Source organism: Pseudomonas sp. LBUM1673, assembly GCF_059695645.1.
In genome coordinates, this window is the sequence record NZ_CP166780.1 from 5,174,424 (window position 1) to 5,195,293 (window position 20,870).

General features: G+C 59.6%; 17 protein-coding genes and 1 pseudogene. 13 read left to right on the forward strand and 5 right to left on the reverse strand.

Going from position 1 to position 20,870, the window contains the following annotated elements; translation table 11 throughout:
- Positions 1–105: 105 nt before the first annotated feature.
- Complete coding sequence (gene secA / locus ACA044_RS23840) at positions 106–2,841, reverse strand: preprotein translocase subunit SecA (protein WP_497443549.1); 2,736 nt, start codon at positions 2,839–2,841, stop codon at positions 106–108.
- Positions 2,842–3,148: 307 nt separating this feature from the next.
- On the opposite strand from secA, the gene ACA044_RS23845 reads away from it, so the two are divergent.
- Entirely contained in the window at positions 3,149–3,604 is a 456-nt protein-coding gene (locus ACA044_RS23845; protein ID WP_497443550.1) for a DUF721 domain-containing protein, read from the forward strand.
- A gap of 116 nt (positions 3,605–3,720) precedes the next feature.
- Here the strand turns inward: ACA044_RS23845 and ACA044_RS23850 are convergent, their stop codons facing one another.
- Entirely contained in the window at positions 3,721–5,208 is a 1,488-nt protein-coding gene (locus ACA044_RS23850; protein WP_497443551.1) for a helicase HerA-like domain-containing protein, read from the reverse strand.
- Between the two features lie 177 nt (positions 5,209–5,385).
- Here ACA044_RS23850 and ACA044_RS23855 point away from each other — a divergent pair.
- The 5 genes and pseudogenes from ACA044_RS23855 to gpgF form a co-directional block, all read left to right on the forward strand.
- A pseudogene (locus tag ACA044_RS23855) lies at positions 5,386–6,417 on the forward strand (HAMP domain-containing protein); the annotation flags it as partial.
- A gap of 93 nt (positions 6,418–6,510) precedes the next feature.
- Positions 6,511–7,275 carry a methyl-accepting chemotaxis protein gene (locus ACA044_RS23860; protein WP_425439644.1) on the forward strand — a complete coding sequence of 255 codons (765 nt, stop codon included), beginning with the start codon at positions 6,511–6,513 and terminating at the stop codon, positions 7,273–7,275.
- A 243-nt stretch (positions 7,276–7,518) separates the two neighbouring features.
- Positions 7,519–8,640, forward strand: coding sequence for an N-acetylglucosaminyl phosphatidylglycerol synthase (gene gpgS, locus ACA044_RS23865; RefSeq protein WP_497443552.1), 1,122 nt, complete (start codon positions 7,519–7,521; stop codon positions 8,638–8,640).
- Positions 8,633–9,409: an N-acetylglucosaminyl phosphatidylglycerol deacetylase gene (gene gpgD / locus ACA044_RS23870; RefSeq protein ID WP_497443553.1), complete on the forward strand. Its 777-nt coding sequence runs from the start codon at positions 8,633–8,635 to the stop codon at positions 9,407–9,409. Before gpgS ends, gpgD begins: the two co-directional genes overlap by 8 nt.
- Positions 9,406–10,401, forward strand: coding sequence for a glucosaminyl phosphatidylglycerol flippase (gene gpgF / locus ACA044_RS23875; RefSeq protein WP_497443554.1), 996 nt, complete (start codon positions 9,406–9,408; stop codon positions 10,399–10,401). Before gpgD ends, gpgF begins: the two co-directional genes overlap by 4 nt.
- 42 nt (positions 10,402–10,443) lie before the next feature.
- Here gpgF and ACA044_RS23880 read toward each other — a convergent pair whose 3' ends face one another.
- Both ACA044_RS23880 and purU read right to left on the reverse strand, forming a co-directional pair.
- On the reverse strand, positions 10,444–10,620 hold the full coding sequence (locus tag ACA044_RS23880; RefSeq protein WP_497443555.1) for a hypothetical protein: 177 nt from the start codon (positions 10,618–10,620) through the stop codon (positions 10,444–10,446).
- Positions 10,621–10,701: 81 nt separating this feature from the next.
- Positions 10,702–11,550, reverse strand: coding sequence for a formyltetrahydrofolate deformylase (purU, locus tag ACA044_RS23885; RefSeq protein WP_497443556.1), 849 nt, complete (start codon positions 11,548–11,550; stop codon positions 10,702–10,704).
- Positions 11,551–11,876: 326 nt separating this feature from the next.
- Between purU and mvaT the strand changes: the two genes are divergently transcribed.
- The gene (gene mvaT, locus ACA044_RS23890; RefSeq protein WP_007903853.1) at positions 11,877–12,254 is read left to right on the forward strand and encodes a histone-like nucleoid-structuring protein MvaT; all 378 of its coding nucleotides are present in this window, start codon (positions 11,877–11,879) and stop codon (positions 12,252–12,254) included.
- 98 nt (positions 12,255–12,352) lie between these two features.
- Here the strand turns inward: mvaT and sbcB are convergent, their stop codons facing one another.
- Positions 12,353–13,783, reverse strand: coding sequence for an exodeoxyribonuclease I (gene sbcB / locus ACA044_RS23895; RefSeq protein WP_497443557.1), 1,431 nt, complete (start codon positions 13,781–13,783; stop codon positions 12,353–12,355).
- A gap of 183 nt (positions 13,784–13,966) precedes the next feature.
- Between sbcB and ACA044_RS23900 the strand changes: the two genes are divergently transcribed.
- The 6 genes from ACA044_RS23900 (at position 13,967) to ACA044_RS23925 (ending at position 20,856) form a co-directional block, all read left to right on the forward strand.
- Positions 13,967–14,692, forward strand: coding sequence for an RDD family protein (locus ACA044_RS23900; protein ID WP_497443558.1), 726 nt, complete (start codon positions 13,967–13,969; stop codon positions 14,690–14,692).
- Entirely contained in the window at positions 14,689–15,666 is a 978-nt protein-coding gene (locus ACA044_RS23905) for a stage II sporulation protein M (RefSeq protein WP_497443559.1), read from the forward strand. Before ACA044_RS23900 ends, ACA044_RS23905 begins: the two co-directional genes overlap by 4 nt.
- A complete protein-coding gene (locus ACA044_RS23910; RefSeq protein ID WP_497443560.1) occupies positions 15,653–17,197 on the forward strand; it encodes a DUF4129 domain-containing protein in 1,545 nt (514 codons plus the stop codon). Before ACA044_RS23905 ends, ACA044_RS23910 begins: the two co-directional genes overlap by 14 nt.
- Positions 17,194–18,357, forward strand: a complete 1,164-nt coding sequence (locus ACA044_RS23915) for a DUF4350 domain-containing protein (RefSeq protein ID WP_497443561.1) — start codon at positions 17,194–17,196, stop codon at positions 18,355–18,357. Before ACA044_RS23910 ends, ACA044_RS23915 begins: the two co-directional genes overlap by 4 nt.
- On the forward strand, positions 18,354–19,355 hold the full coding sequence (locus tag ACA044_RS23920; RefSeq protein WP_497443562.1) for an AAA family ATPase: 1,002 nt from the start codon (positions 18,354–18,356) through the stop codon (positions 19,353–19,355). Before ACA044_RS23915 ends, ACA044_RS23920 begins: the two co-directional genes overlap by 4 nt.
- Before the next feature lie 169 nt (positions 19,356–19,524).
- Positions 19,525–20,856 carry a DUF58 domain-containing protein gene (locus ACA044_RS23925; protein WP_497443563.1) on the forward strand — a complete coding sequence of 444 codons (1,332 nt, stop codon included), beginning with the start codon at positions 19,525–19,527 and terminating at the stop codon, positions 20,854–20,856.
- The last annotated feature ends 14 nt before the right edge of the window (positions 20,857–20,870 follow it).

The following is a 20,870-nucleotide window of genomic DNA, read 5'->3' on the forward strand; positions in this document are numbered from 1 at the left end:
TAAATGATGTCTGCACCGCCGTCAGGGCGTCGGTGGTTTAAATGGCAAAACGCCGCGACGGCATAAGCCGGTCGCGGCGCGGGTATTTCAGCGTATGAAACGGGTTTACTGGATCTGCCCGTGGCAATGCTTGAACTTCTTGCCCGAACCGCAATAGCAAAGCTCGTTACGGCCCAGCTTCTGCTCATTGCGCACCGGCGCGGTGGCGAGGGCCACATCGACCTCTTCACCCAACACTTCCGGTTGCTCCAGGCCAGGTGCTTCGTCGTGCTGGAACTGCATGCGCGCAGCCAGCGCCTCGGCTTCCTGACGCAGACGAGCTTCTTCTTCGATCGGATCTTCGCGGCGAACCTGAACGTGCGACAGCACACGGATAGAGTCGCGCTTGATCGAATCCAGCAGTTCGGAGAACAAGGTGAAGGACTCGCGCTTGTACTCCTGCTTCGGGTTCTTCTGCGCATAACCACGCAAGTGGATGCCATGGCGCAAGTGATCCATGGTCGACAGGTGGTCTTTCCACAGGTCGTCCAGTACACGCAGCACGATTTGCTTTTCGAAGGTGCGCAGTGCTTCGGCACCGGCCTGGTCTTCTTTCTCGTTGTACGCCGCGATCAGTTCGTTGAGCAGCTTCTCGCGCAGGGTTTCTTCGTACAGGTGATCGTCTTCGTCGAGCCATTGCTGGATCGGCAACGCCACGCCAAAGTCACTCTGCAACGCGGCTTCCAGACCCGCCACATCCCACTGCTCAGGCAGCGATTGCGGTGGAATGTGCGCACTGACAGTGGCGTTGAGCACGTCCTGACGGAAGTCGACAATGGTTTCGCCGATGTTGTCCGCGGCCAGCAACGTGTTACGCATGTGATAGATCACTTTACGTTGTTCGTTGTTGACGTCGTCGAACTCGAGCAGTTGTTTACGAATGTCGAAGTTGCGGCCTTCAACCTTGCGCTGGGCCTTCTCGATGGCGTTGGTCACCATGCGGTGCTCGATCGCCTCACCAGACTGCATGCCCAGCGCCTTCATGAAGTTCTTCACCCGGTCAGAGGCGAAGATGCGCATCAGGCTGTCTTCCAGCGACAGGTAGAAACGGCTGGAACCGGCGTCGCCCTGACGACCGGCACGACCACGCAACTGGTTGTCGATACGGCGCGATTCGTGACGCTCGGAAGCAATCACCTGCAAGCCGCCCGACTCCAGCACTTGCTGGTGACGTTTCTGCCAGTCGGCCTTGATCTGGGCAATCTGTTCAGGGGTCGGGTTTTCCAGGGTCGCGACTTCCACTTCCCAGTTACCGCCCAACAGGATGTCGGTACCACGACCGGCCATGTTGGTGGCGATGGTCAATGCGCCCGGGCGACCGGCCTGAGCAATGATTTCGGCTTCTTTTTCGTGGAATTTGGCGTTCAGAACCTTGTGTTCGATGCCTTCCTTCTGGAGCAGGCTGGACATGTGCTCGGACGTTTCGATGGTGGCGGTACCCACCAGCACCGGACGGCCCTGAGTCATGCACTCCTTGATGTCGTTGATGATCGCCGCGTATTTCTCTTCGGCGGTCAGGAACACCAGGTCGTTGTAGTCTTTACGCGCCAACGGTTTGTTCGGCGGGATGACCATGACCTGCAGGCCATAGATCTGATGGAACTCGAACGCTTCGGTGTCCGCGGTACCGGTCATGCCGGACAGCTTGTTGTACAGACGGAAGTAGTTCTGGAACGTGGTCGACGCCAGGGTCTGGCTCTCGGCCTGGATATTCAGGTTTTCCTTGGCTTCGATGGCCTGGTGCAGGCCTTCGGACAAACGGCGACCCGGCATGGTACGGCCGGTGTGTTCGTCGACCAGTACGACCTGACCGTCCTGCACGATGTATTCGACGTTGCGATTGAACAGTTTGTGCGCACGCAGGCCGGCATAAACGTGGGTCAGCAGGCCGAGGTTGTGCGCCGAGTACAGGCTCTCGCCTTCAGCCAGCAGGCCGACGCGGGTCAGCATGTCTTCGATGAACTGGTGACCGGCTTCGTTGAGTTCGACCTGACGGGTCTTCTCGTCGACGGTGTAGTGGCCGGCCTTGGTGACTTCGCCTTCGACTTCTTCGACGTGCAATTCCAGCTGCGGGATCAGTTTGTTGATCTCGATGTACAGCTTGGAGCTGTCCTCGGCCTGACCGGAGATGATCAGCGGGGTACGGGCTTCGTCGATAAGAATGGAGTCGACTTCGTCGATCACGGCAAAATTGAGTTCGCGCTGGAATTTTTCTTCCATGCTGAACGCCATGTTGTCGCGCAGGTAGTCGAAACCGAATTCGTTGTTGGTGCCGTAGGTGATGTCGGCAGCGTAAGCGGCGCGTTTCTCTTCCGGCGGCTGGAATGGGGTGACCACGCCGACCGTCATACCGAGGAATTCGTAGAGCGGACGCATCCAGTTGGCGTCGCGGCGGGCCAGGTAGTCGTTCACCGTCACAACGTGCACGCCCTTGCCGGACAGCGCGTTGAGGTAAACACCCAGTGTTGCCACCAGGGTCTTGCCTTCACCGGTACGCATTTCCGCGATCATGCCTTCATGCAAGGTCATGCCGCCGATCAGCTGGACATCGAAGTGGCGCATACCCATGACGCGCTTACCGGCTTCGCGGGCAACCGCAAAGGCTTCTGGCAGCAGTTTGTCGAGGGTTTCCCCTTTGGCGAGGCGGGCCTTGAACTCGTCTGTCTTGGCACGCAATTGATCGTCCGAAAGGGCCACCATTTGCTCTTCGAAGGCATTGACGAGTTGCACCGTCTTGAGCATGCGTTTGACTTCACGCTCGTTCTTGCTTCCAAAAAGTTTCTTTAACAAAGGCGCAAACATATCGGCAGGATCTTCCACACTAAAGGGATGGAGGGCGGCCCCGTGAGTCGCCCGTGCAGCCCTCATGGCCGCATGCGAACGAGCATTCTACCCGGAAACGATGGTGAGGAAAGTGGCGTTATTCCACGATGCATGCACTGCGCTGTGACGGGGCTCACTTAAAATAAGGGCTTTTTGCTGAACTTCAACCCATCGAGGGCACAAGTTACTCGTTGATTTAATGGGTAAAGCGCTCGCAAAGCAATGGGTCGGGAGCAGCGGGTGCTTTCTGTTACCATGGCCGCTCTGTTACTTCAGGTGTTCGATCATGGCATTTCGCCCTCTCACGGCCAGAGCACCCGCCGTTCTGCTTCGCGAAGCCAAACCGCTGAAAGCCATCTTTGGCCACGCTCAACGCCTGGGTCATTTACAACGTCTGGTGGAAAGCCAGTTGCAGCCGGCCGCCCGCGAGCATTGCCATGTGGCGTCGTGGCGCGAAGGCAGTTTATTGCTGATTGTCACCGACGGCCACTGGGCCACCCGCCTGCGCTATCAACAAAAGCGTCTGCAACGCCAGTTACAGCTGTTCGACGAGTTCGCCAGCCTGACGCGGATCCTGTTCAAGGTTCAGCCGCCTACCGTTCAGCAAGGGGCTGCGGGGCATACGATGGATTTGTCGACCGATGCGGCGGCGACCATTCAGGCCACTGCCGATGGCATCAGTGATCCGAACCTGCGGGCGGCGCTGGAGCGACTTGCGGCGCACGCCAGACCCAAAACCTGAAATTGACACATACCCTGTAGGAGCGAGGCTTGCCCGCGAAGAGGCCCTTGAGGCCGCCAAAAGCTTCGCGGGCAAGCCTCGCTCCTATATTGATTGGTTGTGTTCATCAAAGATTTTCAGCGGCGTTTGCTGCCGCCGAGCAATGAGCCCATCAACCCGCGTACCAATTGTCGGCCCAATTGATTCGCCGCCTGTCGCATGGCTGACTTCAATGCCTGTCCTGCCGCCGTGCCGAGCAATTCCCCGGCCTTGTCGGTAAAGCTCGGCTCTTCAGGTGCAGGTTTGTCCGGCACTGCTTCAGGATCCGGCGCCAACCCTTTACGCCCCATCAGCACTTCATAAGCCGATTCACGATCGAGCGGTTTGTCGTAACGCCCCTTGAACGGCGAACCGGCGATCAGCACCGTGCGCTCAGTCTCGGTCAACGGCCCGATACGCGATTGCGGCGGTGCGACCAATACACGCTGAACCATTCCAGGCGTGCCCTTGTCCTGCAAGGTGCCAACCAACGCTTCACCGATCCCCAATTCAGTCAATACCGACAAAGCGTCAAATGCCGGGTTCGGCCGGAAACCGTCAGCCACCGCGCGCAGGGATTTCTGCTCCTTGGCGGTGAACGCGCGCAAGCCATGCTGAATGCGCAGGCCCAACTGAGCCAGCACATCATCCGGCAGGTCGCCCGGCGATTGAGTGACGAAATACACGCCCACGCCTTTCGAACGGATCAGTCGCACCACTTGTTCCAGACGATCCTGCAACGCCTTGGGCGTACCGGCGAACAACAAGTGTGCTTCGTCGAAAAACAGCGCCAGCAGCGGTTTGTCCGCATCGCCGCGCTCCGGCAGTTGCTCGAACAGTTCGGCCAGCAACCACAGCAGGAACGTCGCATAGACCTTCGGCGCTTCGTGCACCAGACGGCTGGCATCGAGCAAATGAATGCGCCCGCGACCATCCACGGCCGGTTGCAACATGTCTTCCAGTTGCAGCGCCGGTTCGCCAAACAACGCTTCGGCGCCCTGCTGTTCCAGCGTCGCCAAACGACGCAACAGCGCCTGGCTGGAGCCGGTGGTCATCAATGCGGCGTCATCCCCCAGCAATTCGGGGTTATCACGCAGATGATTGAGCAGCGCCTTCAAATCCTTGAGGTCCAGCAGCAACAGCCCTTCGCGGTCGGCCACCTTGAACGCGGCATAAAGTGCCGATTGCTGACTGTCGGTCAGCTCCAGCAGGCTGCCGAGCAACAACGGACCCATTTCGCTCAAGGTTGTGCGTAATGGATGACCGGACTGACCGTGAATGTCCCACAGGGTCACCGGATACGCCTGAGGCTTATGGCCCAGCCAGGGCATCCCGGCGATCCGCTCCGCGACCTTGCCTTGAGGGTTGCCTGCGGCGCCCAGGCCGCACAGGTCGCCTTTGATGTCCGCCGCGAACACCGCCACGCCGGCATCGCTGAAGGCTTCGGCCAGGCGCTGCAACGTGACGGTTTTACCGGTCCCGGTAGCGCCCGCTACCAGGCCGTGACGGTTCGCCAGGCGCATGGCCTGGGTGATTGACTGGCCCGCGAGGTCAGCGCCAATAACGAGTTGCGATGAGTCAGGCATTTTGTCACCCCTGGTTAATCTTTGATCCTTCACGGCCGATACAACAAACGAAGAGACCAGACTGAAAATAGCGTAGGTAATTCCCTAAGGAGAGGACGGAAATATCAGCTTACTTTCAACACTGCCCATTTTGCGCGTCTTTATAAAAACAATAAGACCTTAGCGGACCCCAGGCCCATGAACAAAAATCTGCGCTTCAGCCATAAAATACTGATTGCCGCCGCCCTCATCGTTATTGCTGCCTTCGCCTCGTTCACACTGTACAACGACTATTTGCAGCGTAATGCGATACGCCGCAATCTGGACAACTATCTGCAAGAAATGGGTAACGTCACTGCCAAAAACATTCAGACTTGGCTGGCTGGCCGTAGCCTGCTGATCGAAAATCTGTCACAGGCCGTTGCCCTGAACGCCGAGACCGGCAACGTCGCCAATCTGCTGGAACAGAAGGCCGTCACATCGACCTTCATGGGCGCCTACCTGGGCAACAAGGATGGCACCTTCATCATCCGTCCGGACAGCAAGATGCCCGACGGCTATGACCCTCGCATCCGCCCTTGGTACAAGAGCGCGCAAAGCACCAGCGGTCCTGCCCTGACTGAACCTTACATCGATCTGGCCTCTGGCCAGTTGGTGATCTCCATTGTCGATAGCGTCCTCAAGGACGGTCAGAACATTGGCGTGGTCGGTGGTGACTTGAGCCTGCAAGTGATCGCTGACAGCCTCAACGCGCTGGACTTCGACGGCATGGGTTATGCGTTCCTGGTCAGCGCCGACGGCAAGATCCTGGTTCACCCGGACAAAGCCCTGGTCATGAAGTCCCTGAGCGAGGCGTACCCAAAAAACACCCCACGCATCAGCAGCGACTTCAGTGAAATCGACGTCGACGGCAAGGCCCGCATCGTCACGTTCACCCCAATCAAAGGCCTGTCATCGGTCAATTGGTACATCGGCCTGTCGGTGGATAAAGACAAAGCCTTCTCGATGCTCAGCGAATTCCGTGCCTCGGCGGTCGTTGCGACAGTGATTGCCGTGGCCATCATCATCGCCCTGCTCGGCATGCTGATCCGCCTGCTGATCCGGCCGCTGCACGTCATGACTCGCGCCATGGAAGACATCGCCGACGGCGAAGGCGACCTGACCAAGCGCCTGACCATCCAGAATCAGGACGAATTCGGCATCCTTGGCACGGCGTTCAACCGTTTCGTGGAACGGATTCATACATCGATCCGCGAAGTGTCCTCGGCCACCGGCCAAGTCAACGAAGTGGCCCTGCGTGTGGTGGCCGCGTCAAACTCGTCGATGTTCAACTCCGACCAACAGGCCTCGCGCACCAGCAGCGTCGCTGCGGCAATCAACCAGCTCGGCGCTGCGGCCCAGGAAATCGCCCGCAACGCCGCCCAAGCGTCGAATCAGGCCAGCGACGCGCGCAGCCTGGCCGAAGACGGCCAGCAAGTGGTCGATCGCAGCATTGCCGCGATGAATCAGTTGTCGAGCATGCTCAGCGCCTCAAGCACCAACATCGAATCGCTGAACAGCAAAACCGTGAACATCGGACAGATTCTCGAAGTGATCACCAGCATCTCCCAGCAAACCAACCTGCTGGCGCTCAATGCCGCCATCGAAGCGGCGCGGGCCGGTGAAGCCGGGCGTGGCTTTGCCGTGGTGGCTGACGAGGTGCGCAACCTGGCGCATCGCACTCAGGAATCGGCACAACAGGTGCAGACCATGATCGAGGAGCTGCAAGTCGGCGCCCGCGAATCCGTCAGCACCATGAGCGACAGCCAGCGCCACAGCCAGGACAGCGTGGAAATCGCCAACCTGGCCGGCGAGCGCCTGAACAGCGTGACGCTGCGCATCGGCGAAATCGACGGCATGAACCAGTCGGTGGCCACGGCGACCGAGGAACAGACGGCGGTGGTCGAGTCGATCAACGTGGACATCACCGAAATCAACACGCTGAATCAGGAAGGCGTGGAAAACCTGCAATCAACCTTGCGGGCGTGCTCGGACCTTGAGCAACAGGCGTCGCGGCTGAAGCAGTTGGTAGGCAGTTTCCGAATCTAGCGTCTGATCACGGGCTCTGTGGCGAGGGAGCTTGCTCCCGCTGGGTCGCGAAGCGACCCCAAAATCGGGATAGAAGGTGTGTCAGATTGAACACACCGGCTGATTTACGACTGCTTCGCAGCCGAGCGGGAGCAAGCTCCCTCGCCACACCACTGTCCAAAGCCCTTGGCTTCGCCGCAAAACCCCAATCGAACATCTATCCTTCATATAGGTCAACCAAGGGAGAACAAACGGACCGGAGGAATGTTCATCGTGCATATCGCTGACATAACCATGTTCTACGCCCCTGCCAGCGGTGGTGTGCGCACTTATCTGGATGCCAAACACCGTCGCCTGGGCGTCAAGCCAGGCATTCGCCATAGCTTGTTGATCCCCGGGGCCCATTTGAGTGAACAGGACGGCGTTTACACGGTTCCGGCCCCTGCCCTTCCCTTTGGCAAGGGTTATCGCTTCCCCCTCCGTCTCGCGCCGTGGCGCAATGTCCTGCAGGATTTGCAGCCCGATCTGATTGAAGTCGGCGATCCTTACCTGACCGCCTGGGCTGCTTTGGACGCCAAACGGCAACTCGATGTGCCAGTGATCGGCTTTTACCACTCGGACCTGCCGCTGCTGCTCAGCAATCGCATGGGCAACTGGGTTACCCCCAATGTCGAAGCGTATGTCAGCAAGCTCTACGGCAACTTTGACCGGGTTCTGGCGCCAAGCCAGGTCATGGCCGACAAATTGATCGCGCTGGGGGTGAAGAACGTTTTCGTACAACCCTTGGGCGTCGACCTGCAAACGTTCAACCCCAGTGCACGGGATCCAGGTTTGCGGGCCGAATTGGGCATCGATGAAAACACGCATCTGCTGATCTTCGCTGGCCGTGGCTCCAAGGAAAAAAACCTGCCGGTGCTGCTCAATTGCATGAAACGCCTGGGTCGTCGTTACCACCTGCTGCTGGTTGGCTCGTCAATGCCGACGCTGGTGCCGCGCAATGTCACCGTCATCAATGAGTTCTGCCCGGCGACGAAAATTGCTCGACTGATGGCCAGTGCCGATGCGCTGGTGCATGCCGGTGATCAGGAAACTTTCGGCCTGGTGGTCCTCGAGGCCATGGCCAGCGGCATTCCGGTAGTGGCTGTGGCAGCCGGGGCCTTTCAGGAAATCGTCACCGATCAATGCGGCCTGCTTTGCGCGCCGAACAATCCAGCGGCGATGGCCAACGCCGTACGCGAACTGTTCAATCAGGGCAGCGCCGCGCTGGGTAAACAAGCCCGCAACCATGTCGAACGGGATTACGCCTGGGATACCGTGGTCAACAGCCTGTTGGGCCACTATCACGCCGTACTCGACAGCCAATGGCCGCTGACCGCCAATGGTTGAGCCCATGAACCCGCCCAGCCTGTTACTGGTGCTGCACGACGTTGCGCCGCAAACCTGGCCCGATTACCAAGCCTTCGTCGAAGCCGTCGACGCGTTGGGTGAGGTACCGATCACCTGGCTGGTGGTGCCGGACTTTCACAGACACAACGATCTGGACGCGTATCCGGCGTTTCGACGTTTGATGACCCGCCGCGTCGCTCGCGGCGACGAACTGGCACTGCACGGTTACTTCCATTGCGATGAAGGACCGCCCCCCATCACTCCCCGAGACTGGTTCATGCGCCGGATCTACACCCATGAAGGCGAGTTCTACAGCCTTTCACAGGAAACCGCCCTCGCCCGCCTGCGCGCCGGAGTCAAAGTGTTCCAGCGTTATCACTGGCCACTGGAAGGTTTCGTCGCCCCAGCCTGGCTGATGAGCGAAGGCACCCGCCAGGCATTGCGCCAGTTACCGCTGCGCTACACCAGCGATGCGCAGCATCTGTATCGGCTGCCGGATTTCACCGAGATCGATGCCCCGTGCCTGGTCTGGAGCGCGCGCAGCGCCTGGCGCCGAGGGCTGTCGAAGCTGGTCAGCGATCAGCGCGAACAACGCTGGCGCCAGGCGCCGGTGATTCGACTCGGCCTGCACCCGGTGGACATGCGCCATGAATTCTCGCGTCAGTATTGGCTGCAAACCCTCAAGCGCTTGCTCGCCGAAGGTCGTGTGCCGATGACCAAGGCCAACTGGCTGGCACTGCAACGCGACCCCATCGGTCACGCCGCATGAGCCGCGGGATTCTGCTGGTCCTCGCCCTGCTCGCTGCGGTGCTCATCCCCTCGCTGCTGGGTGGTGGTGAGACCTGGTCGCGCCTGCAAAGCTTTCCGCTGAAATGGCTGCTGATCATGTTCGGCATGATCCTGCTGTGCTGGCTGCTCAACACCCTGCGCTTGCGCCTGTTGCTGGGTGATCAGCGCGCCAGGGTGAGTCACCTCAAAAGCCTCGGGGTGGTGATGTCCGCCGAATTCGCCTACTGCGCCACCCCCGGTGGCAGTGGCGGGCCGCTGACCATCATGGCGCTGCTGGCACGCCACGGTGTGCGGCCGGCCAGGGGGAGCGCCGTGTTCGCCATGGACCAGTTGAGCGATCTGCTGTTTTTTCTCTGTGCGCTGAGCGGGATTCTGATTTATGCACTGTTCCAGCACCTCAGTCAGCGCCTGGAATGGTTGCTGACCGTCAGCGCCATCTCGATGTTCGGCGGACTGTTCAGTTGCGTGGTGGTGGCTCGCTACCATCGCTCGCTGATTCGTCTGAGTGGTCGGTTGCTCGCCCGCCTCAATGTCAAAGGCACCACCCGGATGCGCTGGGCGAGAAAGCTCCTGCACTTCCTGGCGGCGTTCACTGACACACTGAAGTTACCCTTTCAAACGCTGATCACCGTATTTGCACTGACCTGCCTGCATTGGCTCTTGCGCTATAGCGTGCTGTATCTGGCGTTGCGCGGGCTGGGCGTGGATTTGCAGTGGGCCTGGTGCTTTCTGATCCAGATGCTGTCGCTGAGTGCGGGGCAGTTCAGTTTGTTGCCGGGCGGGGCCGGTGCGGCGGAATTGACGTCGGCGGCGCTGCTCGCGCCCATGGTGGGAAAATCCACCGCGGCGGCAGCGATTCTGATCTGGCGGACCGTGACCTATTACTTCTATCTGGTGGTCGGTGGTCCGGTATTTTTGCTGATGTTCGGGCGGCCATTGCTGAAGAAGTTGATAAAGCTCAAGCAGGCTTAAAGGATCGCAGCCTTCTAACCCCTCGCCACAGTGTGATCTTTTTCAGGAGTCCCCGGACTCATCGCCGGGATCGTCCTGCAACTGCTCCCACAACTCGGCGGCACCGGGAAACTCCGTGCCGTCTTCGGGGCTCAGGTCATCCGGGTCATAGCGACTCAAACACCCCTCCCCCAACGTGGCGGGTGCCTTGGAAGTCGCTTTGTCCAGTGGATCGGCCATGGTCATGTTCTCCGTGCAGAAACGGCGAAGGGCCTGAAGCGATTGAACGCCCAGGCCCTTCGACTTTCAACCGTACGGCTATCAGAACACGACGGTTTTGTTGCCATGCACCAGCACCCGGTCTTCCAGGTGATAACGCAGACCGCGGGCCAGCACCATTTTCTCGACATCACGACCAAAGCGCACCATGTCTTCGATGCTGTCGCTGTGGCTGACGCGCACCACGTCCTGCTCGATGATCGGACCGGCATCCAGCTCTTCGGTGACGTAGTGGCACGTGGCGCCGATCAACTTCACACCGCGCATCGAAGCCTGATGATATGGCTTGGCGCCGACGAACGACGGCAGGAAGCTGTGGTGAATGTTGATGACCTTGTGGGCATATTCGCTGCACAACTCGGGCGGCAAAATTTGCATGTAACGGGCCAGTACTACCACTTCGGCCTCATGCTGTTTGACCAGACGCGAGACTTCGGCGAAGGCCGGCTCCTTGTTCTGTGGGTTGACCGGTACGTGATAGTAGGGAATGCCGTGCCACTCGACCATGCTGCGCAAATCATCATGATTGGAAATCACGCAGGCGATTTCGCAGTCCAGTTCGTCACTGTGCCAGCGGTGCAACAAGTCGGCCAGGCAGTGGGATTCACGGCTGGCCATCAACACCACGCGCTTTTTCTGCGCGGTGTCGGTGATGCGCCAGTCCATCGAGAACTCTTCGGCAATCGGTGCAAACGCTTCGCGAAAGGCTTCGATACCGAAAGGCAGCGAATCGGCACGAATTTCGTGACGCATGAAGAACCAGCCACTGAGATTATCCGAGTGATGGCTCGCTTCAGTGATCCAGCCGTTATGTGACGCCAGAAAGTTACTGACTTTAGCAACGATACCGACGCGGTCCGGGCAAGCAATCACCAGCCGAAAAGTGCGCATGAGGGGGAAACTCCAGAACTTCGCAAAGGCCGCCATTCTAGCGATTGCGCAGCAAAACTGCAGTATTGATGACGTGTGGCCTTGAAAGGCCGCTGCGGCACGGCTTCTGGAAGCACCACGTGCCCCGTGCGACAGCGCTCTTGTGGGTAATCTTCAAGAGGTCAACTGTGAATATTTGTGACGCTATTTAACTCTCACTCCAATGTGTGTCCTATTCCGCAACTAATTTAAATAAAACTTCGGTTAAATGTTTACTTGACGAAACACCCTGACTATTATTGTCGCACTGTCACCTGTCATCCAGCGCCCAACATAAGGTAGTCCTCATGTCCTTGATCAACGAATATCGCGCCACCGAAGAAGCTATCAAAGAGCTGCAAGCCCGTTTGAAGAATCTGTCCCAAGACGACAAACTGCAAACCGAGCTGGAATTCGAAGGCAAACTGCGCACCCTGATGGGCGAATACTCCAAATCCCTGCGTGACATCATCGCACTATTGGATCCAGAGTCCAAAACCAAGGCTCCACGTGGTGGCGCAGTAAAAACTACTGGCACCAAGCGTGCTCGCAAAGTTAAGCAATACAAAAACCCGCACAACGGTGAAGTCATCGAAACCAAAGGTGGCAACCACAAGACTCTGAAAGAGTGGAAAGCCAAGTGGGGCGGTGACGTGGTTGAAAGCTGGGCTACCCTGCTGGGCTAAGCCGCAAGCGTGTCGCAGACTGATCCGCGACCTGAAGAACGCCAGCAAATGCTGGCGTTTTTTTATGCCCGGAATTCAAGCAGAGATCATTGTCGTCTTCAAAGACTCAAACGTTTGCGTAATGCCTGAACATGATGATGCCATTCATTCAAGACCGCTCGCTGAAACGATGTAGCGCTAGTCGTCAATTGGGCGGCAGCCTCCAGAAAACTTTCCAGTGTATTGGGCGCGCCCCACTCGGGTGCACACAAACGTTTCTGACAGAATATTCGCCAGCGCTCTTGCTCTTCCAGGCTCAACGTATCGGGAAAGTTGCGTGCGCGATAACGAAACAATAATTCAGGCAAACGTTCATCATCAAAAGGCCACTGCTCTTGTGCTAATTGCGCAGGGTCGGCGGTTCTGACTTGCTCACATAGACGCCGGTCCCGATCACCGATAAAACCGTCGTATAACTGTTGCTCGGGGTCCAGGCTCGGAGAAAAATCATCACGGCTGTAAATCCCCGACACTTTATCTCGCCAAACTTGCTGTGCGTCACTTAGCCGCAGCGCCCGCTCCTGATAAAGCGCCATATCCAGTCCCAAACGTTGCTGATCTAGAGGACGAAGTACCGATAACGGCGCCACGACGGGGCACTTGTTGATGTGTATGAGCTTGAGCGGCACCGGCAGTTCGCCTTCGGCCAAATCATCACGGCGGGTGTAAAGCCGCTGACGCAAGGTTTCGCCATCCAGATCGAGCAGCCCCTGAGGGTCCAGGTGCAGGTCACAGACAATCAGCGCGTTGCGATTGCGTGGATGCCAGGCCAGCGGCAGCACCACACCGACATAGTGTCGGGCTGCCGAAAAGCGCCCGGAAATGTGCACCATCGGCTGCAACAGCCGAATTTGATCCATCACCTTTTGTTTGCTGCGCAACTGAAACAGCCAGTCATACAACTTCGGCTGTTTTTCTCGAATCAGACGCGCCAGGGCGATGGTGGCGCGAACATCCGACAGCGCCTCGTGTGCATTCCCGTGATCGATGCCATTGGCGGCGGTCAGACGTTCGAGCTTGAGCGTCACCCGCCCTTCGTCGTCCGTGGGCCAGACGAGGCCATCGGGGCGCAAGGCATACGCCGCGCGCACCACATCGATCAGGTCCCAGCGGCTGTTGCCGCCCTGCCACTCCCTTGCGTAAGGGTCGAAAAAGTTTCGATACAGGCTGTAACGGGTCATCTCATCGTCGAAACGCAACGTGTTGTACCCCGCCCCACAGGTGCCGGGGGCCGCGAGCTGGGCATGAACCCGTGTCATGAAATCGGCTTCGCTCAACCCTTGCTCGGCCAGACGGCCGGGCGTAATACCGGTGATCGCGCAAGCCGCCGGATGAGGCAGGATGTCGTCACTGGGCTGGCAGTAGAGATTGACCGGCTCGTCTATTTCATTGAGATCGAAGTCGGTGCGAATCCCCGCCACTTGCAACGGGCGGTCGCAACGTGGGTTGATGCCAGTGGTTTCATAGTCGTACCAGAAGATCGAGGTCACGGGTTGTTCCTGAACTGAAGACCGGCGAAGTCTAGGCGCACACACGCCGCCGCGACCAGAAATCTTGTTATTCAATCATCTCTTGTCACTTACCGTGCACTACATAGTTATGTCGTTTTCCCCCAAGAGGCTGCTAGCATCGGGCGGACATCGAATCCGGACCAGGCCACATCAAGGTTGCCCATGCTCGAGACCACAGCACTGCCAAGGATAGCGACGCTGGCCCCGCCACTGGACACGCGGTATCACGTCGAAACGCCCGAAGGCATCGACTTGCCACTGCGCCCTGCCGGGTTGATGGTACGTGCGCTGGCGTTCGCCATCGACCTGGGTCTGCGCGGGTTGATCCTCGGTCTGCTGTTTATTGTGTTGGCGTTTCTCGGAAAACTCGGTGCAGGGCTTGGCTCGATTCTGCTGTTTGTGGTGAGCTGGTGGTACATGGTGCTGTTCGAAGTGCTCAACCAGGGCCGCTCGCCGGGCAAGCAATGGATGGGCCTGCGTGTGGTGCACGACGATGGCACGCCGATCGGCTGGTCCGCGTCCTTGCTGCGCAACCTGCTGCGATTTGTCGACATGCTGCCGTTCGGCTACTTCCTCGGGGCGATCAGTTGCCTGCAACATCCCACCTTCAAACGCCTCGGCGACCTCGCCGCCGGCACGCTGGTGATCTACCGCGAACAACCGCTCACCCGACCGCAGCTGCCCGATGCCCCACCCAGACGCGCAGCCTTCACACTGACGCTGACCGAGCAACGCGCCATCCTCGGGTTTGCCGAACGCCAGGGTGAACTCTCCGAATCACGGGCCAAAGAACTGGCCTCGATACTCGCTCATCCGTTGCAGGTATCGAAGCCGCAGGCCGTGGCCGAACTCAACGGCATCGCCCGTGGACTGTTGGGCCCGACATGAAGCAAAGCCTTTTCGAAAGTCGCCACAAGGCCGAATGGGAGCAGTTTGCACTCATGCTTGAACGGCTGGAGCGAGGCAAGGATGCCTCACGAACGGCCAGTTTCCCCAGCGATTATCGACGGCTCTGCCAACACCTGGCCCTGGCTCAGGAGCGCGGTTACAGCAGCTTTTTGATCGACTCATTGCAACAACACGTGTTGCGTGGGCATCAACAGCTTTATCGGCATCGCAGTCGACTGGGTGCCAATGTGCTGGGTTTCATCCTTGCCGGCTTCCCGCGACTGGTGCGCGAACAGTGGCGCTTCGTGCTTGCCGCCAGCCTGATGTTTTTTGGTAGCCTGATCGGCTTCGCGTTGCTGGTGTATCTGTTCCCAGACCTGATCTACAACCTGATTCCGGCCGAACAGGTCAGTGAAATACAAAGCATGTACGACCCCGTCGCCGGTCATTTGGGACGTTCGGCCGAACGGGCGGCCAGTGAAGACTGGGTGATGTTCGGTTATTACATCATGCACAACATCGGCATCGCTTTTCAGACCTTCGCCAGCGGCTTGCTGTTTGGCCTGGGCAGCGCGTTTTTCCTGTTCTTCAACGGTTTGATGATCGGCGCAGTGGCCGGGCACCTGACGCACATCGGCTATGGGCAAACCTTCTGGTCGTTTGTGATCGGCCACGGCGCCTTCGAACTGAGCGCCATTGCCCTGGCCGGTGCCGCTGGCCTGCAACTGGGCTGGGCTTTGATCGCGCCGGGGCGCTTGCCACGGGCCGAGGCCCTGCAACTGGCGGCGCGCAAAAGCGTGTTGCTGATTTGCGGGGTCATGCTGCTTCTGCTGATTGCAGCGTTTATCGAAGCCTACTGGTCGTCGCGAACCGGGCTCGCGCCGCTGACCAAATACCTGGTCGGCGCGGTGCTCTGGTTACTGGTGGCGACTTATCTGCTGTTCGCAGGACGGACCCGCCATGCGCCTGAGTGACGCCAGTGTGGTGATTCGCCCGCGCACGACCTGGGAAGCCATGGACCTGGGGGTGCTGCTGAGTCAGCGTCATCGACGCCTGTTGATGACCAGTTGGGCCATTGTGACCTTGCCGATTTTCGCCCTGCTCACCCTGATGCTGTGGGATTCACCCACCCTCGCCCTGTTCCTGTTCTGGTGGCTCAAGCCGGCGTTCGATCGGCTGCCGCTGTACATCCTGTCCAAAGCCATGTTCGGCGAAACGCCCACGCTGAAACAGGCCCTGCGCCAATGGCCGCGACTGCTCAAGCCGCAACTGCTGGCCAGCCTGACCTGGCGTCGCCTGAGCCTGAGCCGCAGTTTTCTGCTGCCGGTGGTGCAACTCGAAGGCTTGGGGGGCGAAGCACGACAACAGCGTTTGTGCGTGCTGTTGCAGCGCAACGCCGGCGCCGCGCAGTGGTTGACCATCATCGGCGTGCACCTGGAAAGCGCGTTGTGGATCGGCCTGATGGTGCTGCTCTATATGTTTTTACCGCAGCAGGTCGAACTCGACTGGGGCTGGCAGACGTTGATTACCGCCGCTACACAGGACTGGCGCTGGCTGGAGCACCTGACCAATGCTTTTTATGCGCTGGTGCTGGTGGTCTGGGAACCGATTTATGTGGCCTGCGGTTTCAGCCTTTATCTGAACCGGCGCACACGGCTGGAGGCCTGGGACATCGAGCTGGTGTTCCGCCGGTTGCGCCAACGCTTGACCAGCGCGGTCGTCACCCTGCTGCTGGCCGCGATCCTGTTGGTGCCGACGGCACAAAGCGTCTGGGCCGCCGAACCGGTCATTTCACCGGACAGCCCGCGTCTGCTAGAGCAACCACTGACCAGTCAAGCCTCCCGGGACAGCATCAAGGCCATCCTCGATCAGCCACCGTTCAAGAACAAGGAAGCGGTCACACATTATCGGTTTGGCGAAGACAAACCCGCCGCCGACGGCGCGAACGATGGTCAAACACCCGCCTGGCTGAAGGCGCTGTTCAGCTTGCTGGACAGCCAACGCTTCGGCGTATTGGCCAGCCTGATCGAAGTGCTGCTGTGGGGCACGGTGATCGGCGCCATTGGGCTGTTGATCTGGCGCTACCGCGATTGGTTGCAGGCGTTCGTCAGTCGCCGGCCAGCATTGAACCGTAAAGTCGCGCGGCCATTACCGCAGCAGGCGTTTGGCCTGGACCTCAACCGCGAAACCCTGCCCGCCGATATCGCGGCCAGCGCCGAGAACCTCTGGCAAACCCACCCGCGTGAAGCCCTTGGGTTGCTCTATCGCGCCTTGCTCAGCCACTTGCTGCACGATTTCAACATGGCGCTCAAACCCGCCGACACCGAAGGCGAGGTTCTTGCGCGTGTAGAACGACTGCAACAACCTGCGTTGCTGGCCTTCAGTAAAAGCCTCACCAGGCACTGGCAGAACATGGCCTACGGGCATCGCCTGCCCCCCGCGCATTTGCAACAGGAACTCTGTGACGGCTGGCGCGCGTTGTTCGGCCCGGGAGCGGTACGTTGAACCGAAGGGGGTGGCTTGCGGCAGGCGTGTTCATCGCCGTGCTGTTGGGCGTGTTGAGTGTTTACCTGTATTTCAAGGCCACGCCCTACCAGGCAGAAATCGATCACGGCCCTTCCCCCGAAGCCCAGGCCAACCCCTACCTGGCGGCCGAGCATTTTCTGCGTAAACAGGGCCTGACCGTCAGCCATGCCAACAGCCTCGACATCCTGCCGACCCTCGAGCCTCATCAGCGCAGTTTGTTGTTGCTCGGTGATCGGTCGAACATGTCGCCGCGACAGGTGGATCAGGTGTTGAACTGGACCCGGGCCGGCGGACGCCTTTTATTCATCGCCGAAGCCCTGTGGGATGAAAAGACCGGCCAGAGCAATGACCTGCTGCTCGACCGGGTGCAGTTGCACCAGTCCCTGAGCAAAGACCTCAAGGAACCGCCACCCGATCCCGACGACGATCCCTACCCCAAACTGACCAAGCTCTACCTGGAAAACGAAGAGGCGCCGGCCTATGTCAGCTTCGATACCGCGTTCCACCTCGACGACCCGAAAAATCTTGCCCTGGCCTGGGCCAACAGTGCCAAGGCCACGCACATGATGCAGCTGAGTCACGGCCTCGGTTCAATCACCGTGGTCACCGACGCCGACCTCTGGAAAACGCCGGTCATCGACCAGTACGACAACGCCTGGCTGCTGTGGTACCTGACAGCCGACACGGACGTGACCCTGCTGTTCAATACCGATCACGACAGCTTGCTGACCTTACTGTGGCGCTACTTTGCGCAAGCCTTGGTGGCCTTGATCGCCTTGATCGCTTTGGGGTTCTGGCACGTCGGTGTGCGCAACGGCCCTCTGCTGGAGCCGGCCCCGAGAGCCCGCCGCCAGCTTCAGGAACATCTGCGCGCCAGCGCCGACTTCATGCTGCGCCACAGCGGTCAGCACAGCCTGTTGCACGCCTTGCAGCAAGACATCCTGCGCCGCATCCGTCACCGTCATCCCGGTTTTGAACAACTCGGCGTTGCCGAACAATGGCTGGTGCTCGCGCGCCTGACTGGCCAACCCACACGCGCCATCAGCCAGGCCATGAGCCCGCGACCGAAGCAGCGGCTGTCCAGCGCTGAATTCAGCCGTCAGGTCGCCCACCTGCAAACCTTGAGGAACGCCTTATGAGTGAACAGATCGAGCCCGGCACACAGACCCACGCCGCCCAGCAGCGCCAGCGCGCCAGCCAATTGGCCCAAGCGGTAAGGACCGAACTGCAAAAAGCCGTGATCGGCCAGAACACGGTGATCGACGATGTGCTCACCGCCCTGATCGCCGGCGGCCATGTGCTGCTCGAAGGCGTGCCGGGGTTGGGCAAGACGCTGCTGGTGCGCGCCCTCGCCCGCTGCTTCGGCGGCGAGTTCGCGCGCATCCAGTTCACCCCCGACCTGATGCCTAGCGACGTCACCGGGCACGCGGTGTACGACCTGCACACCGAGCAGTTCAAGCTGCGCAAAGGGCCGTTGTTCACCAACCTGTTGCTGGCCGACGAGATCAACCGCGCCCCGGCGAAAACCCAGGCAGCGCTGCTCGAAGCCATGCAGGAACGCCAGGTCACGCTCGAAGGCCGTGCCCTGCCGATTGCGCAACCGTTCATGGTGCTCGCCACGCAAAACCCCATCGAGCAGGAAGGCACTTATCCATTGCCCGAAGCCGAGCTCGACCGTTTCATGCTCAAGGTGCGTATGGACTACCCCGATGCCGATCAGGAATTGAGCATGGTCCGTCAGGTGAGCCGTTCGACCCGGGCCGACATGCTGGATGTGCAGCCGCTGCGCACCGTGCTGCAAGCCAAGGACGTGCAAGCCTTGCAGCGCATTGCCAGTGATCTGCCGCTGGATGATCAGGTGCTCGATTACGCTGTACGCCTGGCCCGCACCACCCGGACCTGGCCGGGGCTGATCCTCGGTGCCGGGCCTCGCGCCTCCATCGCATTGGTGCGCTGCGCCCGCGCCCGGGCGTTGTTGCGCGGCGGTGAATTTGTGATTCCCGATGACATCAAGGGTTGTGCGCTGGCGGTGCTGCGCCATCGCGTGCGCATCGCGCCGGAACTGGACATCGAAGGGTTAGAAGTCGATCAGGTACTCCAGCAACTGCTCGATCAAGTGCCGGCACCGCGCCTGTGAACACGGTCATGCGGACCAACCCTGTGGCGAGGGAGTTTGCTCCCGTTCGGCTGCGCAGCAGTCGCAATACAGGTAGACGCGTTTTACCTGACACTCCGTGTCGGATGGTTTTGGGGCTGCTTCGCACCCCAGCGGGAGCAAGCTCCCTCGCCACAAGCGATGTGCGCCAATGAAACCCTCGCGCCTCCTTCTGATCTGGCTCGCAGTGCTGCTGGCCATCGGCATCGTGCTCGGCACCTTGCGGGCACTGGACATCGCCGTTCCATCAAGCCTCTTGTCAATCAACTGGGGATTACTACTGGCCCTGCTGGCCCTGGCGATACTCGACGCCATCCGCCTCAAACGCCTGCCCTCGCCCCGCGTACAGCGGCAGATGCCCGGCAGTCTGGCCCTCGGTCGCTGGGGTGAAGTACGGCTGGAGGTCGAGCATGATTTTGCTCAACCACTGAACGTACACATCTTCGATCATGTACCTGACGGCCTGAGCTTCGAAAATCTTTCACTGTCGGTCGAACTGCAACCCGGCCAGCACAGCCAGATCGGCTATCGGCTACGGCCCCTCAAACGCGGGCACTTCAGCTTCGAACACTGCGAAATCAACCTGCCGAGCCCAATGGGTTTATGGTCCGACAAACGCCTGCTGAACGTGGTCGACAACACCCGCGTCTACCCCGATTTCGCCCGCCTCTACGGCGGCCAACTGCTGGCAGTGGACAACTGGCTCAGCCAACTCGGCGTGCGCCAACGTCAACGGCGCGGTCTGGGCCTGGAGTTTCATCAGCTGCGCGAATTCAGAGAAGGCGACAGCCTGCGCCAGATCGACTGGAAAGCCACGGCCAGGCAACGCACGCCCATCGCCCGTGAATATCAGGACGAGCGCGACCAACAGATTATCTTCATGCTCGATTGTGGCCGGCGCATGCGCAGCCAGGATGATGAACTGTCGCACTTCGACCATGCGCTCAACGCCTGCCTGCTGCTCAGTTACATCGCCTTGCGCCAGGGTGATGCGGTGGGCCTGAGCACCTTTGCTAGCGAACAGCCGCGCTACCTCGCCCCGGTCAAGGGCACCGAACAACTCAAGGTCCTGCTCAACACTGTCTACGACCTCGACAGCAGTCAACGAACCGCCGACTACCAGTCTGCGGCGAATCAATTGCTGACCAGACAGAAGCGCCGGGCACTGGTGATACTGATCACCAATTTGCGCGACGAAGACGATGAGCAATTGCTGACCGCTGTCAAACGCCTGAACCTGCAGCATCGTGTGCTCGTGGCGAGCCTTCGGGAAAACGTGCTCGATGAAATACGCCATCGCCCGGTACAGACTCAGGACGAAGCACTGGCCTATTGCGGGACGGTGGATTACCTGAACGCAAGCGCGCAACGCCATGAGCGCTTGAGTGCTCATGGCGTTGCGGTGCTGGAAGCCCGGCCCGGGGAGTTGGGGGCCGAACTGGTGACGCGGTACTTGAGCTGGAAGAAAGCGGGAGCCTTCTAACCTTCGATCAAACC

What these genes read in the sequence shown, in the direction of transcription:
- secA (WP_497443549.1), bottom strand. Translation starts at nt 2,841, where the DNA reads ATGTTTGCGCCTTTGTTAAAGAAACTTTTTGGAAGCAAGAACGAGCGT.
- ACA044_RS23920 (WP_497443562.1), top strand. Translation starts at nt 18,354, where the DNA reads ATGAGTGAACAGATCGAGCCCGGCACACAGACCCACGCCGCCCAGCAG.
- ACA044_RS23925 (WP_497443563.1), top strand. Translation starts at nt 19,525, where the DNA reads ATGAAACCCTCGCGCCTCCTTCTGATCTGGCTCGCAGTGCTGCTGGCC.
- purU (WP_497443556.1), bottom strand. Translation starts at nt 11,550, where the DNA reads ATGCGCACTTTTCGGCTGGTGATTGCTTGCCCGGACCGCGTCGGTATC.
- ACA044_RS23900 (WP_497443558.1), top strand. Translation starts at nt 13,967, where the DNA reads ATGCTCGAGACCACAGCACTGCCAAGGATAGCGACGCTGGCCCCGCCA.
- ACA044_RS23880 (WP_497443555.1), bottom strand. Translation starts at nt 10,620, where the DNA reads ATGGCCGATCCACTGGACAAAGCGACTTCCAAGGCACCCGCCACGTTG.
- gpgF (WP_497443554.1), top strand. Translation starts at nt 9,406, where the DNA reads ATGAGCCGCGGGATTCTGCTGGTCCTCGCCCTGCTCGCTGCGGTGCTC.
- ACA044_RS23850 (WP_497443551.1), bottom strand. Translation starts at nt 5,208, where the DNA reads ATGCCTGACTCATCGCAACTCGTTATTGGCGCTGACCTCGCGGGCCAG.
- ACA044_RS23905 (WP_497443559.1), top strand. Translation starts at nt 14,689, where the DNA reads ATGAAGCAAAGCCTTTTCGAAAGTCGCCACAAGGCCGAATGGGAGCAG.
- ACA044_RS23860 (WP_425439644.1), top strand. Translation starts at nt 6,511, where the DNA reads ATGTTCAACTCCGACCAACAGGCCTCGCGCACCAGCAGCGTCGCTGCG.
- gpgD (WP_497443553.1), top strand. Translation starts at nt 8,633, where the DNA reads ATGGTTGAGCCCATGAACCCGCCCAGCCTGTTACTGGTGCTGCACGAC.
- mvaT (WP_007903853.1), top strand. Translation starts at nt 11,877, where the DNA reads ATGTCCTTGATCAACGAATATCGCGCCACCGAAGAAGCTATCAAAGAG.
- gpgS (WP_497443552.1), top strand. Translation starts at nt 7,519, where the DNA reads ATGTTCATCGTGCATATCGCTGACATAACCATGTTCTACGCCCCTGCC.
- ACA044_RS23910 (WP_497443560.1), top strand. Translation starts at nt 15,653, where the DNA reads ATGCGCCTGAGTGACGCCAGTGTGGTGATTCGCCCGCGCACGACCTGG.
- ACA044_RS23845 (WP_497443550.1), top strand. Translation starts at nt 3,149, where the DNA reads ATGGCATTTCGCCCTCTCACGGCCAGAGCACCCGCCGTTCTGCTTCGC.